The organism is Scandinavium hiltneri (genome assembly GCF_024764835.1).
GTDB lineage: Bacteria > Pseudomonadota > Gammaproteobacteria > Enterobacterales > Enterobacteriaceae > Scandinavium > Scandinavium hiltneri.
Genome location: NZ_JALIGE010000064.1, coordinates 67019 through 84535, shown reverse-complemented (window position 1 = coordinate 84535; position 17517 = coordinate 67019). Strand labels below are relative to the sequence as shown.

General features: G+C 54.4%; 15 protein-coding genes, 1 tRNA gene and 1 pseudogene. 7 read left to right on the top strand and 10 right to left on the bottom strand.

The genetic code is table 11. From position 1 onward, the window contains the following. Positions 1-572: 572 nt before the first annotated feature. Positions 573-648, bottom strand: a tRNA-Phe gene (locus tag MUU47_RS01060). A gap of 538 nt (positions 649-1186) precedes the next feature. Between MUU47_RS01060 and MUU47_RS01055 the strand changes: the two genes are divergently transcribed. Further along, the gene (locus MUU47_RS01055; protein WP_258986247.1) at positions 1187-3322 is read left to right on the top strand and encodes an ornithine decarboxylase; all 2136 of its coding nucleotides are present in this window, start codon (positions 1187-1189) and stop codon (positions 3320-3322) included. Positions 3323-3350: 28 nt separating this feature from the next. On the opposite strand, the gene MUU47_RS01050 is transcribed toward MUU47_RS01055, so the two are convergent. Continuing rightward, the gene (locus MUU47_RS01050; protein ID WP_159774011.1) at positions 3351-4046 is read right to left on the bottom strand and encodes a response regulator; all 696 of its coding nucleotides are present in this window, start codon (positions 4044-4046) and stop codon (positions 3351-3353) included. After that, positions 4022-5650, bottom strand: a complete 1629-nt coding sequence (locus tag MUU47_RS01045) for an ATP-binding protein (protein ID WP_258986246.1) — start codon at positions 5648-5650, stop codon at positions 4022-4024. Before MUU47_RS01045 ends, MUU47_RS01050 begins: the two co-directional genes overlap by 25 nt. 290 nt (positions 5651-5940) lie before the next feature. On the opposite strand from MUU47_RS01045, the gene MUU47_RS01040 reads away from it, so the two are divergent. From MUU47_RS01040 to citG, 3 genes and pseudogenes are all read left to right on the top strand, one after another. After that, a complete protein-coding gene (locus MUU47_RS01040; protein WP_258986253.1) occupies positions 5941-7305 on the top strand; it encodes a 2-hydroxycarboxylate transporter family protein in 1365 nt (454 codons plus the stop codon). A gap of 23 nt (positions 7306-7328) precedes the next feature. Next, entirely contained in the window at positions 7329-7868 is a 540-nt protein-coding gene (gene citX / locus MUU47_RS01035) for a citrate lyase holo-[acyl-carrier protein] synthase (RefSeq protein ID WP_258986245.1), read from the top strand. Continuing rightward, positions 7846-8646, top strand: a pseudogene (gene citG, locus MUU47_RS01030) (triphosphoribosyl-dephospho-CoA synthase CitG). Before citX ends, citG begins: the two are co-directional and overlap by 23 nt. A gap of 42 nt (positions 8647-8688) precedes the next feature. Here citG and MUU47_RS01025 read toward each other — a convergent pair. From MUU47_RS01025 to mutY, 4 genes are all read right to left on the bottom strand, one after another. Next, positions 8689-9945 (bottom strand): nucleoside permease, encoded by a 1257-nt coding sequence (locus tag MUU47_RS01025; protein ID WP_159774003.1) that lies wholly within the window; start codon positions 9943-9945, stop codon positions 8689-8691. A 227-nt stretch (positions 9946-10172) separates the two neighbouring features. After that, positions 10173-11252, bottom strand: coding sequence for a membrane-bound lytic murein transglycosylase MltC (mltC, locus tag MUU47_RS01020; RefSeq protein ID WP_258986243.1), 1080 nt, complete (start codon positions 11250-11252; stop codon positions 10173-10175). Positions 11253-11298: 46 nt separating this feature from the next. Then, positions 11299-11574 carry an oxidative damage protection protein gene (locus MUU47_RS01015; RefSeq protein WP_258986241.1) on the bottom strand — a complete coding sequence of 92 codons (276 nt, stop codon included), beginning with the start codon at positions 11572-11574 and terminating at the stop codon, positions 11299-11301. A gap of 25 nt (positions 11575-11599) precedes the next feature. Beyond that, a complete protein-coding gene (gene mutY / locus MUU47_RS01010; RefSeq protein ID WP_258986240.1) occupies positions 11600-12652 on the bottom strand; it encodes an A/G-specific adenine glycosylase in 1053 nt (350 codons plus the stop codon). 143 nt (positions 12653-12795) lie between these two features. On the opposite strand from mutY, the gene trmB reads away from it, so the two are divergent. The 3 genes from trmB to MUU47_RS00995 are packed head-to-tail and all read left to right on the top strand — an operon-like array spanning position 12796 to position 14615. Further along, the gene (trmB, locus tag MUU47_RS01005) at positions 12796-13515 is read left to right on the top strand and encodes a tRNA (guanosine(46)-N7)-methyltransferase TrmB (RefSeq protein WP_258986239.1); all 720 of its coding nucleotides are present in this window, start codon (positions 12796-12798) and stop codon (positions 13513-13515) included. Further along, the gene (locus MUU47_RS01000; RefSeq protein WP_110511931.1) at positions 13515-13841 is read left to right on the top strand and encodes a YggL family protein; all 327 of its coding nucleotides are present in this window, start codon (positions 13515-13517) and stop codon (positions 13839-13841) included. The genes trmB and MUU47_RS01000 overlap by 1 nt, the downstream gene beginning before the upstream one ends. 54 nt (positions 13842-13895) lie before the next feature. Further along, on the top strand, positions 13896-14615 hold the full coding sequence (locus MUU47_RS00995; protein ID WP_159773995.1) for a YggN family protein: 720 nt from the start codon (positions 13896-13898) through the stop codon (positions 14613-14615). Between the two features lie 57 nt (positions 14616-14672). Here MUU47_RS00995 and MUU47_RS00990 read toward each other — a convergent pair whose 3' ends face one another. Genes MUU47_RS00990 through MUU47_RS00980 form a run of 3 tightly spaced genes read right to left on the bottom strand, consistent with a single transcriptional unit; the run spans position 14673 to position 17511 of the window. Then, on the bottom strand, positions 14673-15974 hold the full coding sequence (locus MUU47_RS00990; RefSeq protein WP_258986238.1) for a TRAP transporter large permease: 1302 nt from the start codon (positions 15972-15974) through the stop codon (positions 14673-14675). After that, complete coding sequence (locus MUU47_RS00985; RefSeq protein ID WP_258986237.1) at positions 15974-16477, bottom strand: TRAP transporter small permease; 504 nt, start codon at positions 16475-16477, stop codon at positions 15974-15976. The genes MUU47_RS00990 and MUU47_RS00985 overlap by 1 nt, the downstream gene beginning before the upstream one ends. Positions 16478-16524: 47 nt before the next feature. Continuing rightward, positions 16525-17511 (bottom strand): TRAP transporter substrate-binding protein, encoded by a 987-nt coding sequence (locus tag MUU47_RS00980; RefSeq protein WP_258986236.1) that lies wholly within the window; start codon positions 17509-17511, stop codon positions 16525-16527. Positions 17512-17517: the final 6 nt, after the last annotated feature.

The window sequence follows — 17517 nt, the reverse complement described above, 5'->3', positions numbered from 1 at the left end:
CTCAGCTTGCTTAAGAATGGCCATGATCTGGCTGTCGGTAAAACGTGATTTTTTCATAGAGGTCTCCCCGGTTCAGATTACGAGAAAATTCTACTTATAAACACACCGGTTTTTCGGGGGGATTACCACTTCACTTACTGGAGATTTAGCAGTGGCCGGGAAAAGTTGATTGAAGGAGTGCTCATAACCGGTTTTATTGAGAACCGTGAACAAGGCCGGGAATCCTTTCCGGGATTGTGAGGGATTAAGCAAGCCTACCGGGGCGGTAGTATTTTGCACACATCAGAAGTGAAGAGATGCTGCTTGTCTTCTCCTGACCGGACAAAGACCGGATGCTGTCTTGCTGTGATCAATTCACCAATAGGTATACCTGGTGGAAATAGTATTTATTGGTAGAGTGAAGACCAGCCGGCGTTGGCACAGTGATCGGAAGGGTAGGGCGTTGCTAGAGGGATATGCTCAGGTGGGACTCAAGAGGTAAAGCAGCGACATCTGCGGTCAGAATTACCAGAAATCTACCAGAAGCCCCCAAAAGCAAAAAACCAGCCCGTAGGCTGGTTTCTTTAAATAAGTGGTGCCCGGACTCGGAATCGAACCAAGGACACGGGGATTTTCAATCCCCTGCTCTACCGACTGAGCTATCCGGGCAACGGGGCGCATTAAACTAAATTCGACACGCGTCGTCAACGAAATTTATGTGTTTCGCGACGGACTGCGCAATCTCTCACCATTCGCGACCGCTGATGCACTTTCAGTTACTGCAATAGTGTCAGTATTTTATGCATTAACATTGAATTTATATGGTTTTTTGTGACGATTTATATGGCTATGAGTCGGGTTTTGTGCATAAAGATTTCATCTTGCGCCCCTGTGCGAAAGGTGTAATCATTGCGCGAATTTTCTCCTTTCACCCTTGGGAGCAGCGGAATGTTTATCCTCGAACAACATTGCCTTATCCACTTCGCGCGCGTGCGACGTTGCTCCCGTATCCTCGCAGAACCTTCTATGCTCACCATGCGGTGAGGGAAACGCACGCTCACTGCAGGACAACAGTAAAATCAGATCTCGTCTGCTTTTACTGATGTCTGGCGGTCGGAGCTGGTCACCAGTCGGACCCTGACAGTTTATGGGCACGGTCATTACCGTGTCCGGGCCTTTTACTCTCCCGATTTGGGTAGTCGCGCTTATGAAATCTTTGCACATTGCCGCCAGCCGCGAGCTGGTCACTCGTCTTTCCAGCCACCGCAGCGTGGTGGCGCTGGACAGTACCGATTTTACCGACGTGGCGGCAGTCGTCATTACCGTGGCGGACAGCCGTAGCGGCATTCTCACGTTGCTAAAACGCACCGGTTTTCAGCTACCAGTGTTCCTGTTTTCTGAAGAACCCGTGGATGCGCCGGAGGGCGTTGATGCCGTTATCGGCGGCAGCGTTCAGCAGTGGCTGGAGCTTGAAACCGCCGCCACGCGTTATGAAGAGAATCTTCTGCCGCCGTTCTTCGATACGCTGAAGCAGTACGTCGAAATGGGCAACAGCACCTTCGCCTGTCCAGGCCATCAGCACGGTGAGTTCTTTAAAAAGCACCCAGCCGGTCGCCAGTTCTATGACTTTTTTGGCGAGAACCTTTTCCGCGCCGATATGTGCAACGCCGACGTCAAATTGGGTGATTTGCTGATCCACGAAGGAGCGGCCAAGCGCGCGCAGAAATTCGCGGCGAAAGTGTTTAATGCCGATAAAACCTGGTTTGTGCTGAACGGCACGTCGGCGGCGAATAAGGTAGTGACCAATGCGTTGCTGACCCGCGGCGACCTGGTGCTGTTCGACCGCAATAACCACAAATCGAACCACCACGGCGCGCTGTTCCAGGCCGGGGCCACGCCGGTGTACCTGGAAGCGGCGCGCAACCCGTTTGGCTTTATCGGCGGCATTGATGAGCACTGCTTTGACGATAAATACCTGCGCGAGCGGGTGCGTGAAGTGGCCCCGGAAAAGGCGGGCGACGCGCGTCCGTTCCGCCTGGCGGTGATCCAGCTCGGCACGTATGACGGCACCATTTATAACGCCCGTCAGGTGGTCGATAAAATTGGGCATCTGTGCGACTACATTCTGTTTGATTCCGCGTGGGTCGGTTACGAGCAGTTCATTCCGATGATGGCCGACTGTTCGCCGCTGCTGCTGGAGCTGAACGAAAACGATCCGGGTATTTTTGTTACCCAGTCGGTACATAAGCAGCAGGCGGGCTTCTCGCAGACTTCGCAAATCCATAAGAAAGACAATCACATTCGCGGTCAGGCGCGTTTTTGCCCGTATAAACGCCTGAACAACGCCTACATGCTGCATGCGTCTACCAGCCCGTTCTATCCGCTGTTTGCGGCGCTGGACGTGAACGCCAAAATTCACGAGGGCGAAAGCGGTCGCCGCCTGTGGGCGGAATGTGTGGCGCTAGGGATTGAGGCGCGTAAAGCCATTATCGCCAACTGCAAGATGATCAAACCGTTTATTCCGCCGACGGTGGCGGGCCGCCCGTGGCAGGATCACCCGACGGAAGCCATTGCTCGCGAACGTCGTTTCTTTAGCTTTGGGCCGGGGGAGGAGTGGCACGGGTTTGAGGGCTACGCGCAGGATCAGTATTTCGTTGATCCGTGCAAGCTGCTACTGACCACGCCGGGGATCGATGCGCATACCGGTAAATATGCGGCGTTCGGTATTCCGGCGACGATCCTTGCGCACTATCTGCGTGAAAACGGCATCGTGCCGGAGAAGTGCGATCTGAACTCGATCCTGTTCCTGCTGACGCCCGCGGAAAGCACCGCAAAGCTGGCGCAGCTGGTGGCGATGCTCGGCCAGTTCGAACAGCACATTGAAGACGACACGCCGCTGGCCGATGTGCTGCCAACGATTTACAGCAAGTATCCGGTGCGTTATCGCGATTATACGATCCGTGAACTGTGCCAGGAGATGCACGATCTGTACGTCAGCTTTGACGTGAAGGATCTGCAAAAGGCGATGTTCCGCAAAGAGAGTTTCCCGGCGGTGGTGATGAATCCGCAGGATGCCAATATCGAGTTTATCCGCGGCAACGTCGAGCTGGTGCGTCTCAGTGAAGCGGAAGGGCGCATCGCGGCGGAAGGCGCGCTGCCGTATCCGCCGGGCGTGCTGTGCGTGGTGCCTGGAGAAATCTGGGGCGGCGCGGTGCAGCGTTATTTCCTGGCGCTGGAAGAGGGCGTCAATATGCTGCCGGGCTTCTCGCCGGAGTTACAGGGCGTGTACAGCGAAAAAGATGCCGATGGCATTAAGCGGCTGTACGGCTACGTGCTGAAGTAGTGTTTTTTGCGGGCCGGACGCGGAGAGGCTAGCTCTCGTGCGCCCGGCGATATAGCCGCCGAGGGTGGCCGATTTTACCGTACAGCATTTCCACTTTGAGCAAACCCGCCTCGACGCTGTGTTCCAGATAACGTCGGGTCGTGGTTTTGCTTAACCCCGTTTCCGTCACCACGTCATCCACGGAAAAAAAGCGTTCAGGCTCTTCCTGAAACAGCGCTTTCACGCGTTCCAGCGTCTTCTCCTCAATGCCTTTACTGCCGTTATCGAGCCGGTAGTTTTTCGCCTGGAGCTGATACAGCGAATCGACGTTTTGCTGATCGACAATCTTCCATACCCGCTGCTGCTCGTGAAACTGCACAAACCGCTCCAGCGACTGGCTGAGGCGCTTCCAGGAAACGGGTTTGAGAATGTAATCAAACGCACCATTACGAATCGCCTGGCTACAGGTGTCCATATCACTGGCGGCGGTGACAAAGATCACCGAACAGTTGGCGAGGTTCAGATTCGGGGTATTCAGCAGCGTGATGCCTTTGCCGTCGGGCAGATAGTTATCCAGCAGCACCAGCTGCGGATGTTTTTCGTTGAGCAACGTTTGCGCTTCGGCTAACGACGAGGCAATTCCGACCAGCCGCAGCCGCGGGTGTTTGCGGATAAGCTCCGCGTGCAGGGCCGCGAGCTCGCTTTCATCTTCTACAATCGCTACATCAATAATGTCGTGTTGCATGATTCTTCTCTTCCTGGTTGAAGCACAGGGATAAACACGGAGAAAATGGTTCCGCTCGGTTCGTTGTCGGCTACTTCGATAGTGCCGCCGGCCTGGGTCACGTAGCTGTCGATAAGGTACAGCCCGATGCCGTGGTCGCCGCGGGTTTTGGTGGTGACGCCCCGTTCAAAAATGTGATCGCGGAGTTCCGGGACAATGCCGATGCCGCGGTCGGCCACTTCAATAATGAGCTCCCGCTCGTTTAAGCGAATCAGGACTTCGACCGGTGCGTGCGGCAGTGCGGCGCGCTGGGTGGCTTCGATCGCGTTATCGAGCAGGTTCCCGATGATGGAAATCACTTCCGCCTCCGGCAGCGTCGGGAAGGGCTTATCCATGCCGCAGCCGGGGTCAAGCTGCAACTCGACGCCCTTCTCCCGCGCCCTGGCCGCTTTACCGAGCAGCAGGCCGCAAATCGTCGGTGAGCTGAAGCGCGCGGAAAGGAAATCGAGCAATTCCTGGGCATGTTCCGACTGCGCCTGAATAAAGCGGATCGCCTCGTCGTAATGGCCCATATGCAGCAAACCGGAGAGAGTGGTCATTTTGTTGAGCTGTTCGTGACGCATAATGCGCAGGTTATCGACATAGCGCTTCACCTGGCTAAGCTGCGCGCTGAGTGAGTCAATGTCATTGCGGTCGCGGAAGGTAATCACCCAGCCCTGTAATGCGTTTTCGAGCATGATCCTGACCCGGCTGGCGAGCACTCTGCTTTGGTTAAAATGGCACATTTCATCGTGCGTATCGTTAGCCAGCATCACAGCGGGGTCGAAGAACGGAACCGGCGCAATCACCTCGCCAATCGGCAGCCCGCGCAGCCGTCGCGCGGGCTGGCTGAGGTTCAGTAATTTACGCGCCGCCTGATTAATAACCTCAATACGGCCGTCTTTATCAATGGCGATCACCCCTTCAAAAATGGATTCCATCATCGCTTTTTGCTGACGCACCAGCAGGCCGATTTCCCGTGGCTCGAGCGAGAAAATCTGTTTTTTGATGCTGCGGGTGAAGAACCACGAAAACACAAAGAGTGCGATAAGCAGCAGAACGGCGGCAATCAGAATATTGACCATTTTGCTGACGGTAACGTCGTCGAGATAGCTGGTGAGATAGCCCACCGACACGATGCCCACCACCTTGCCGTCATCATCCAGAATGGGAGCTTTGCTGCGCAGTGAAATGCCGAGCCCACCTTTGCGGATGGTGATAGTGCTTTTGCCCGCCAGTACTTCCTGATTGTCACCCCCGACCAGCTCCGTGCCGACGCGATCGATAAAAACAGAGTGGAATAAATGGCGGGCGTGGTTATCGCCAATCACAATAAAACTGGCATCGCTGTGCGCCGCCAGTTTTTGCATGAAGTTGTGAATGGCGGGGATATTTTTATTGGCAACGTCCTGGCGCAGGGTGGGAATAAGGGCGATTTCTTCGGCCTGTATTTTCGCTCTAATGCTCATTTCCTGATACAGCTGACGGCCCATGTCGACATAATAATATCCGCCGAGCAGGGCGAAAAGCACAGAGAAAAAGGCCACCAGGGATATAAACAGTTTTATCTGGAAAGACAGCTTCATTACCATCACACGCGCTCACAAAAATGGTTTTTACTGTATCACCAAAACCAGCCATCACGCCGCTTTTCACCGAAACTTGTGATCGTTTGCACAGCCACTTCTCTGAGGCATTTCGCAATAATTAAAACCATAAAAACCACACGTAATAATAAGGTGTAGATCACGTTCAATAATTAAAACCATTAACACCATAGTGACCATAAAAACTTCGGTTTTAATCTGAATTTCCTCACGTAAAGGCGAGTGATGGGCCGCTAAGATGAGAGCGTGAAATAACCAAGGGGCCGATGATGAGCACGACCGATGATTCTTTTACTGTTAACCATGAACCAATAAATATTCCGAAAGCATCACTGAGAGAGAAGTGGTGGCACATTATGGATAGCTGGAAAATAGGGATCATTCCTCTGCCGCTGTTTCTGCTTGCCGGGGCGCTAATCGCCATTGATTGCCTCGGGGGGAAATTGCCGAGTGACATCGTGGTGATGGTCGCCACGCTGGCCTTCTTCGGCTTCGCCTGTGGTGAGTTCGGCAAGCGTTTGCCGATTGTGGGTAAATTCGGCGCGGCGGCTATCTGCGCCACGTTTATTCCTTCCGCGCTGGTCTATTACGGCCTGCTGCCGGATGTGGTTGTGGAATCGACCACTAAATTCTACAAATCCACCAACATTCTGTACCTGTACATCTGCTGCATTATCGTTGGCAGCATCATGAGTATGAACCGCACCACGCTGATTCAGGGCTTCCTGCGCATCTTCTTCCCGATGCTGTGCGGAGAAGTGGTCGGCATGGTCGTGGGGATGGGTGTCGGCATGGCGCTGGGGCTGGAACCGTTCCAGATTTTCTTCTTCATCATTCTGCCTATCATGGCGGGCGGCGTGGGCGAAGGGGCGATTCCGTTGTCGATAGGTTATGCCACTTTACTGCATATGGATCAGGGCGTGGCACTTGGTCGCGTGCTGCCGATGGTGATGCTGGGCGGGCTGACGGCGATTGTGATTTCAGGCTGTCTGAATCAGCTCGGCAAGCGCTACCCGCATCTGACCGGGGAGGGGCAACTGATGCCTGCGCGCGACGGTGAACCTGATTCTGCCCCGAACGTGGCAGTCTCCAGCGGGAAAACGGATGTGACGACTATCGCGTCGGGTGCGCTGCTGGCGGTACTGCTCTACATGCTCGGGATGCTCGGCTACAAGTTGATTGGCCTGCCTGCGCCGGTGGGAATGCTGTTTATCGCAGTGTTCATCAAGCTGGTGAACGGCGTATCGCCGCGTCTGCTGGAAGGCTCACAGGTGGTGTACAAATTCTTCCAGACCGCGGTGACGTACCCGGTGCTGTTCGCGGTTGGCGTGGCTATCACACCGTGGAATGAGCTGATGGCGGCATTTACGATCAGCAATCTGCTGGTTATCGTCAGCACCGTGTCGGCGCTGGTGGCGACCGGGTTCTTTGTGGGTAAAAAGATTGGCATGCACCCGATTGATGTGGCGATTGTTTCCTGCTGCCAGAGCGGGCAGGGCGGCACCGGGGATGTGGCTATCCTGACCGCGGGTAACCGCATGAGCCTGATGCCGTTTGCTCAAATCGCAACGCGTATAGGCGGGGCCATTAATGTCGCGGTGTCGCTGCTTATCCTCAGTAAATTTCTTGCCTGATTAACGGACGAAGGAGAGAAAGAATGACCCTCGAAACGCTGCACCGACCGGGCGTGAAACTGGACGAGATGCTGGCCGCGAAGGACAACCGCGCCGCGCGTCAGACCGACTGGCTGCAGCATTACGGCCAGCCGGTGGTGTCGCTGACGCTGGTGACGCCCGGCGAAGTGAAAGACAGTATCCGCTATCGCAACAGCATGGGCGTTGCCATTCAGGCCTGCGACCAGCTGCTGTGGCAGCATCACTGGCAGGTGCTCGACCGCCAGGTGCTGTGGCTGCCGACCGGGCCGGAAGTCCTGTGGTGCGTGGCGCATAGCGCCGCTGAAATTAAAGCTCATGCGACTACCCTGGAGCAGTCGCATCCGCTGGGCCGTCTGTGGGATATCGACGTGATTTGTCCGCAGAGTGGCCCGGTTGGGCGCACCGCATTGGGCCACTCACAGCGCCGTTGCCTGCTGTGTGATGAACCGGCTCATGCCTGCTCGCGTTCCCGTCGTCATGAGCAGGCGTTAGTGGTTGCCAGCGTGGAGAAACTCATTGATGACTGGTTTGCACGCGACTAAACCGCGCGTTAAAAATGTCCCGGCGTTGGCAGAAGAGGCGCTGTGGCAGTAGCTGGAGCTGACGCCAAAACCGGGGCTGGTGGACCGGCGCAACAACGGCTCTCATCGCGATATGGACCACGCGCTGTTTGTGCGCAGCATCCGGGCGATTACGCCATGGTTTGCGCGTTTTGCTGAACTCGGGGCACAGCACGCGACACGCGATATTACCGAACAGCTGCGCATTCTGCGCCCGATGGGTATCGCCTGTGAGCAGGCGATGTACGCGGCAACCGACGGTATTAACAGCCATAAAGGCGGGATATTTTCACTCGGCCTGCTGTGCTTTGCCGCCGGACGCATGGGTGACGCGACGGTAGAGAATTTATGCCTGCAGGTACAGGGGATATGCCAGGGCGTGGTCGCCCGCGAACTGATGGCTCGCACATCGGCGACCACGGCGGGCGAGCGTCAGTTTCAGCAGTTCGGCCTGACGGGCGCGCGCGGTGAAGCGGAAAGCGGTTTCGCGACGGTCAACGCCGTTTTACCGCACTGGAACCGCTATCGGCTTGACGAGATGTTGCTGCGACTCATGGCTATCAATCAGGACAGCAATCTGGTGTCGCGCGGTGGAATGGCCGGGCTGGAATACGTCCAGCACTCTGCGCAAAACCTGTTGCGTGACGGCTGGGATAAACACGCGTTAGAGGCGATGGACGATGCGCTGATAGCGCGGAATTTAAGCCCAGGTGGCAGTGCAGATTTACTATCGGTGGCGTGGGTACTCGGGGAGTTGTAGGCCCGGCAGCGTAGCGCCGCCGGGTATTAATGAGAAAATCGATTAGTGGGCAACCGGCTGCGCGGCCGCAACCGTTGGCACATGTTTGTATTTGAACAATGCCACGAATGCGAAGGCCAGCACCAGCGAATAACCCGCGAAAATCAGCCATACGCTCTGCCAGTCGGTATTGCCGTTCACGGTGTACATCTCAACCACTTTACCGCTCACCATGCCACCCAGGATGCAGCCGAAGCCGTTGGTCATCATCAGGAACATCCCTTGCGCACTGGCGCGAATTTCAGGTCGCACCTCTTTCTCAACAAACACCGAACCGGAAATGTTGAAGAAGTCGAATGCACAGCCGTAGACGATCATCGACAGCACCAGCAGGATGGTGCCGAACGCGGACGGGTCGCCATAGGCGAACAGACCGAAGCGCAGCATCCAGGCAAAAATACTGATAAGCATCACGTTCTTAATACCGTAACGGCTCAGGAAGAACGGGATGGTGAGGATGAACAGCGTTTCGGAAATCTGGGAAATCGACATCATCACCGATGCGTGTTCAACGATAAAGCTTCCGGAGAACAGCGGGTTGTTATCGAAACTGTGCAGGAAGGTGTTGCCGAACATATTAGTGATTTGCAGCTCCGCGCCCAGCAGCATGGAGAAGATAAAGAAAATCGCCATGCGTTTGTTTTTGAACAGCGCGAAGGCGTCGAGGCCCAGCATGGTGCTCCAGCTCTGGTTTTTCTGCTGCTGCGAAACCGGAATATGCGGCAGCGTCAGGGTGAACAGGCTCAGCACCAGCGACAGCGCCGCGCCGATGTACAGCTGCATGTGGCTCAGTTCAAAGCCAGAGAAGCTCACCGCCCACATCGCCATGATAAAGCCGATGGTGCCCCAGATACGGATTGGCGGGAAATCGGTGACGATGTCCATGCCCGCTGATTTCAGGCGATAGTAGGAGATGGTGTTCACCAGCCCAAGCGTCGGCATATAGGCCAGCGAGTTGAGCAGGATGACGATGAACATTTCGCCCGGCGTGGTGACCTGCGCCGCCATAAATAGCGTGCCTGCCCCGACTAAATGGCACAGCGCGTACACCCATTTCGCACTGATCCATTTATCCGCCACGATGCCGAGCAGCGTCGGCATAAAGACCGCCGCAATCCCCAACGAGCTATACACCGCACCGATGGATGCACCGTCAAATTTGAGCGTGACGAACATATAGGAGCCGAGGGTTGTCAGCCAGCTCCCCCAGAGGCAGAACTGCAGGAACGACAGTATTTTAAGCTGCAGCTTAAGGTTCATGTTATTTTCCTCACAAAGTGACCGGCTGTATGTTTTTATAGAAACATTTATGGCGTGAATTTGATGCGATTCTATCGGTGTCGGGCGCGCCGTTTTGTTACCTCCAGCAAAAAAATGCAATATTTATTCTTTTGCAGAGTGGATTAGTGACGCAAATAACATTTTCGTATGGTGGGGGGCGGATTTTGCGTGGGCTGATGCCCTCACCCCGCGGGTGAGGGCATCAATTACTTCCGGCGGTAACTCTTCTGGGTGTTGTTCACTTTGTACAGATAGCGGCGCGATTCTTGCGACGGATGACGCGTCGTCAGCGTCTGGTAAACGTCGCCCGGCGCCATGCTGTTAATGATGTTCGCCGCCTGAATTTTATCGCTGGAGAACACGCGGAGCACGCTGCCCGCGCCACCGTTATAAGCAGTGATCACTGCGTAGCGGCGTGAGGTCGGGTTATCAATTCCACCCAGATAAACATTGCTCAGCATCGCCAGATATGCGGTGCCGGTATCAATGTTGTTGGCCGGGTCGAACAGGTAACTGCGGCTTGGCGTCCCGGATTTCCCCTGCGCCTTATACACGTCTTTCCCGGCGGTATGCTGTACGACCTGCATCAGTCCCAGCGCATCGGAATTACTGACGGCATACGGGTTAAATGAGGATTCGGTCTGCATAATCGCCAGAATCAGCGACTCATCAACGCCATACTTGCGCGAGGCCTGACGTACCATGCCTATGTACTTATGCGCACGTTTATCGAGATGATTTGGCACCAGATTGATGGTCACGCTGTAGATAACGTGCAGCCCATCACTGCGGCTCTTCAGACGGTTTTGCAACAGCCAGTCAGCGTAGTTCGACGCGCGGCCCTGCCAGCGAATCGGCTGCCCGGTGTTATCTACCACCTGACCGTACAGGAAGGGTTCTTTGGAAATCTGGATATCATCGGCGTCGGAATAGAGATCGACCGAACCCGGATCGTCGCCCATCAACAGCGTTTTGATGATGGTCTGACGAAGATGGCCCGCAGGATCGGTTCCGGCGATGGTTTCAAAGGTGATGGTGCCGTTATCAAAGTTGATATGGCTGCGAGTGTAATACTGGTCGGAATACTTCACGTAGTCCTTCGGTCCGGCGACCAGAACTTCGTTGTATCCCCAGATGTTCTCGATGTTATGGGCAAACTGCCCCATCAAAATGTCAAAACCGTTGGTGTCTTTTACCCAGGCTTCATTATAGGGCGTGCCCTTTTTGGAGCCTGAACACGAAATGAGCAACGGCGCAATCAGGGCTAGCGCTAAATATTTTTTCATCATTCCGGGAAGTGTCGTCAGGTTGAAATAAAGGGCCGAAAGGCCCTTATTGTTTTTCTGGCGGCGTATAGCCTTCGATGTGAACGTCTTTGCCTTCGAACAGGAAGTTAACCATCTCCTGCTCCAGCAGCTTGCGGTGCTCCGGGTTCATCATGGTGAGTTTTTTCTCGTTGATGAGCATGGTCTGCTTATGCTGCCACTGACCCCAGGCTTCTTTAGAGATTTCGCTATAGATGCGTTTTCCGAGCTCGCCCGGATACAGCTGGAAGTCCTGGCCTTCAGCGTCGCGCTGCAGGAAGGTACAAAAAATGGTTCTGCTCATGACTATTCCTCTTTATGGCCGTCGCTCAAACCAGAGCGCCGGCGCGTAACTGCTGTAACAGACGCTCCACGGGTGCCGCCAGCCCGACTGACGGTGGCTGGGCTAAGTTATACCAGAGAGCGCCGCCTTCATCCATGCACGCGTCTATCGACTGCACGCTGAGCCACATAGGCACAATATCTAAATGGAAATGGCTGAACGTATGGCGAAAAGCCGTTTGCTGCGCGAGTGACGTGGTTTTTATCTGACGCGCGGCTAACCATTCGAGGAGTTCTTCCTCGGAGGTAAACTGCGGGAAGCAGAACAGCCCGCCCCACAGACCGCTTGGCGGACGCTGAAGCAGGAACACCTCGTCGTCGTGCTGCATAATCAGGAAATACCCCACGCGTTCCGGCAGGGTCTGCTTCGGTTTCTTGCCGGGATACTGCGCCCACGAGTGGTTGGCATACGCCACGCAGCCGTTGTTCAGCGGACAGAGCTCGCACTTAGGTTTTGAACGGGTGCAGACCATCGCGCCCAAATCCATCATCGCCTGATTAAAACGCTCCACGCCTTTCGCCGGGGTCACGTCTTCACTGATTTCCCACAGCCGTTTTTCCACGTCTTTCTTGCCCGGCCAGCCGCTCACCGCGTAGCAGCGAGCGAGCACGCGTTTCACGTTGCCATCGAGAATGGGGAAATGTTTGCCGAGCGACAGTGAAAGCACCGCGCCCGCAGTAGAACGCCCGACGCCGGGAAGTGCTGCCACTTCGTCAAAGGTTTCCGGGAATTTACCGTTGTGCAGCGTCGCGACCTGTTGTGCGGCCTTGTGCAGATTACGCGCCCGTGCGTAATAGCCGAGGCCCGTCCACAGGTGCAGCACTTCGTCGAGCGGCGCATTAGCGAGATCGGTGATGGTCGGAAAACGCGCCATAAAGCGCTCAAAATAAGGAATAACGGTAGCAACCTGAGTTTGTTGCAACATCACCTCAGAGAGCCATACTTTGTACGGCATTTTTTCCATTTGCCAGGGCAGGGTCTTACGCCCATATTTGTCGTACCAGTCCAGCACCTGGGCTGAAAATTGAGAGGCTTGCATGGCTACCGATTCGCTGTATCAGGGACGCAGATTGCAGCACAGCGCCATCGGGCTGTAAACCGGATCTTTCCCATGCTTGCATACTTCGCCTGAGTTTGGATAATGCCCGTTTCCCGAATACTCATCAGGTAGACAGAATTTTTATGAACAACGACGTCATTTCACCGGATTTTGATGAAAACGGCCGCCCGCTGCGCCGTATTCGTAGCTTTGTCCGCCGTCAGGGCCGCCTGACCAAAGGGCAGCAGCACGCGCTGGATAACTATTGGCCGGTGATGGGTGTCGAGTTTAGCGAAACGCCTGTCGACTTTGCCGCTCTGTTTGGCCGCGATGCGCCGACCACCCTGGAAATCGGTTTCGGCATGGGTGCATCGCTTGTCACCATGGCGAGCGCCAAACCAGAGCAGAACTTTTTAGGTATTGAAGTCCACTCTCCGGGTGTCGGGGCGTGCTTAGCGTCGGCCCATGAAGAGGGCGTGGAAAACCTGCGCGTGATGTGTCACGACGCGGTTGAAGTGCTGCATAAAATGGTTCCTGACAATTCTTTGAACATGGTGCAGCTGTTTTTCCCTGACCCGTGGCATAAAGCGCGTCATAATAAGCGCCGTATCGTTCAGGCTCCTTTTGCAGAGCTTGTGAAGAGTAAGCTGAAGCCTGGCGGCGTCTTCCACATGGCGACCGATTGGGAAGCTTATGCGGAGCACATGCTGGAAGTGATGTCGTCGCTCGACGGGTATAAAAACCTTTCTGAAAGCAACGACTACGTACCGCGTCCGGATTCCCGTCCGGTGACCAAATTTGAACAGCGTGGCCATCGTCTTGGTCACGGCGTTTGGGACTTAATGTTCGAGAGGGTGAAATAATGGCGAAGAACCGTAGCCGTCGTCTGCGTAAAAAAATGCACATCGACGAGTTTCAGGAATTAGGATTTTCCGTTGCATGGCGTTTCCCGGAAGGCACTACTGAAGAACAAATCGACCATATCGTTGATGAGTTTATCAACGAGGTGATTGAGCCGAATAAACTGGCCTTTGATGGCAGCGGCTATCTGGCCTGGGAAGGTCTGATTTGCATGCAGGAAATCGGTAAATGTACCGAAGAACACCAGGCCGCCGTGCGTAAATGGCTGGAAGACAGGAAGTTCGAAGAGGTACGCACCAGCGAACTTTTCGACGTTTGGTGGGACTAAACAAACATAAAGGGCCAGCAATCGCTGGCCCGTTTTGTCTTTACAGGAGTTTCTATGATGCGCAAAACGCTGCTGGCAGCGGCTCTCTGCGTCACCGCATTTGCCGCTCAGGCGGATTATCAGTGCAGCGTGACCCCGCGTGATGACGTTATCCTCAGCCCGCAAACCGTGCAGGTGAAAGGGGAGAACGGCAATCTGGTCATCACCCCTGATGGCAACGTGATGTATAACGGCAAACAGTACACCCTCAGTGCTGCTCAGCGTGAGCAGGCGAAAGACTACCAGACCGATCTGCGCAGCGCGCTGCCGTGGATTGACGAAGGCGCACGTTCCCGCGTCGACAAAGGCCGTGTCGCGCTGGACAAAATCATCACTGAGCAGGTTGGGGCCAGCAGCAATATGCATGGGCGTCTGACCAAACTTGATGCCCAGCTGAAAGAGCAGATGAACCGTATTATTGAGCATCGTACCGATGGCCTGACGTTCCACTACAAAGGTATCGATCAGGTTCGCGCTGATGGTCAGGAACTGGTGAATCAGGCGATGGGCGGTATTCTGCAGGACAGCATTAATGAGATGGGTGCGAAAGCGGTCGTCAAAGGCGGTGGTAATCCACTGCAGGGTATTTTAGGCAGCCTCGGCGGTCTGCAGGGCGCGATTCAGGATGAATGGAAGAGCCAGCAGGCAGATTTCCAGAAGTTCGGCAAAGACGTGTGTAGTCGCGTTGTGTCGCTGGAAGATAGTCGTAAAACGCTGGTGAGTTCGCTGAAGTAGACTCTGTGACCCTCGCGCAGGCCGGATGCCAACGCGAGGGTCAGACTGTTAAGTTTGTTACATCAGCCCCAGTGCCTGAGGAATAAACAGTGAAATCTGTGGGACGTAGGTTATCAACATCAACGCAACCAGCAGAGCAAAGTAGAAGGGCAGCAGCGGTTTGATCAGATGCTGGATCTTCACCCCGGAAATTGAACATCCCACGAACAATGCGCTACCGACCGGCGGGGTTAACAGGCCGATACACAGGTTAGCCACCATCATAATTCCGAAATGAACCGGGTCCATACCCAGTTCCTGAGCAATCGGCAGGAAGATAGGCGTGAAGATAAGCACTGCCGGGGTCATATCCATAAAGATGCCCACAACCAGCAGCACGATATTAATCAGCAGCAAAATGATCAGCGGGTTATCGGAGATGCCCATCAGTGTGTCGCTAATCAGGTACGGGATATCCGCATTGGTCATCGCCCATGACATGCCGACGGAAAAGCCAATCAGCAGCAGAACGATGGAGGTCATCACTACCGATTCGAGGATAAGCTTCGGCAAATCGCGCCACTTCACTTCGCGGTAAATAATCACCGAGAGAATAAAGGTATACACCACCGCAATCGCGGAGGCTTCGGTAGCCGTGAAGATGCCACCCAGAATCCCCCCCATCACAATCACCACCAACAGTAGGCTGGGGAGCGCATCGAGTAAGGCTTTTGCGGCCTGAGTACAGGTTGGGCGTTCAGACAGCGGATATCCCCGGCGTTTGGCGATAATCGCGCACACCACCATGATAGCCAGACCCATCAGGATACCGGGTAGATAACCTGCCATGAACAGTGAGGCGACAGAGACCCCCCCTGCCGTCAGTGAGAAAACAATCAGCACGTTCGACGGTGGAATAAGCAAACCGGTAATACATGATGAAACGTTTACCGCAGTGGAAAAGGCCGGATCATATCCCTTTTTGGTCTGAATCGGATTTAAGGTCCCGCCGACCGCAGCGGCAGCGGCAACCGCCGAACCGGAAATGGAACCAAACATCATGTTAGCCAGTACATTCACATGCCCAAGTGAACCCGGCACCCGACCGACCATGACCTGCGCGAGGTTGATAAGGCGAATGGCTATCCCGCCGCTGTTCATCAGCGTTCCGGCGAAAATAAAGAACGGAATAGCCAGCAGGGCGAAGTTATCCAGTCCATTGGCTAAGCGCTGAGAAACGGTAATCACCGCGATATCCCACGGGAACATCAGCAGCATCGAGGTGACAGTGGCGATACCAATGGAAAAAGAGATTGGCACACCGATGAAGACCAGAGCAAAGAAACAACCGAATAGCGTAAGTGCAATATATCCGTCCATCAGTGCGCCACCTCCTGCGGTTGAGTCAGGCGCTGTACATTAAGCTGAATAAAGTACAACGCGTAAAACATCATCACTGCGCCACACAGGGGCAGAATGAGATAGACGTAGCCCATCGGGATTTGCATCGCGGCGGACACCTGCGCGGTGGCGAGAGTCTTATTGATAAGTTTTATCCCCCCTGTCACCACCACCAGGCCGGAGAAAAGGAAAATCAGGCTATTAATCAGGATGTTCAGCAACGCTTGTTTACGTGCATTTAGCGCCATAGCCAGCAGATCAATCGCCAGATGGCGTTGTTTGCCGACGGTATAGGCCGCGCCTAACAGGCCGACCCAAATCATCAGAAAGCGTGCCAGTTCGTCAGTCATAGTACTGGGCTGGTTAAGCACATAGCGGCTGAAGACTTGCCACACCACACAGACCACCAGTGCCACCATCACGGCGACAGAGAACGCCGCAATGGTGTTATCCACCACCTGTTTAATGCGGTTTAAAATCATTTTGGATTACCCCGGAGAGAAGGGCCCGTTGCCAGGCCCGTGTCACGTTATTGCGCGGCTTGCTCGAATTTCGCCAGTAAAGCGGCTTGTTTCGGATCTTTTTTGAAGTCGTCATACAACGGCTGGACTGCGGCACGGAATGGCGCTTTATCCACCGTGACAAAGGTGCCGCCCATCGCTGTGGCCTGGGCGCGGGTTTCAGCTTCAACATTCGCCCAGGCTTTTTGCTGCCATGCTTCGGAGTCTTTGGCGGCTTTGCTGAGGATCTGTTGTTGTTCCGGGGTCAATTTGCTCCAGGTTTTGGTCGAGATAACCAGGAAGTCAGGAATAGAGGCGTGTTCGTCTTCAGAGTAAACTTTGGCGATTTCGATGTGGCGGGTTTGCACCCAGGAAGGGACATTATTTTCTGCACCATCCACCACACCTTGCTGCATCGCGGTATACACCTCACCGAAGGAGATAGGGGTAGGCGAGCCGCCCATGAGCTCGACCATGCGTAAGGTTGTAGGGCTTGCCTGAACACGAATTTTCAAACCTTTGAGGTCTTCAGGTTTCGTTATCGGTTTTTTGGCGTAGAAACTACGGGTCCCGGCAATATAAGCGGAAAGGGCAAAGAAACCTTTATCTTTACTGGATTCCATAATTTCTTTGCCAACATTGCCAAAGACGACGTTATCAAAATGTTTCTGATCTTTAAATAAATAGGGAAGATTATAAATGGCGTAGGTATTATCAAATGACTCCAGATCGCTGGCGGAGCCTTTGGTCATATCCAGCGCACCGTTTTGCAATAATTCCATGGTTTCCCGTGCGCTGCCCATTTGGCTGCTCGGATAAATACGGATTGTCATTTTACCGTCAGAAAGCTGTTTGACCTCCTTCGCCATTTGCTCGAAAGCCTGATGCACTACATGGCTTCGCTCAAGGTTGTGTGCCAGCTTTAAAGTCACTTTTTCTGCTGCTTGTGCCGTCGTTGCAAAGAGGGCAAGCATTGAAACGCCCAGCAAGGAACGGGTGATAGTGTTCATTTTCATTATTGG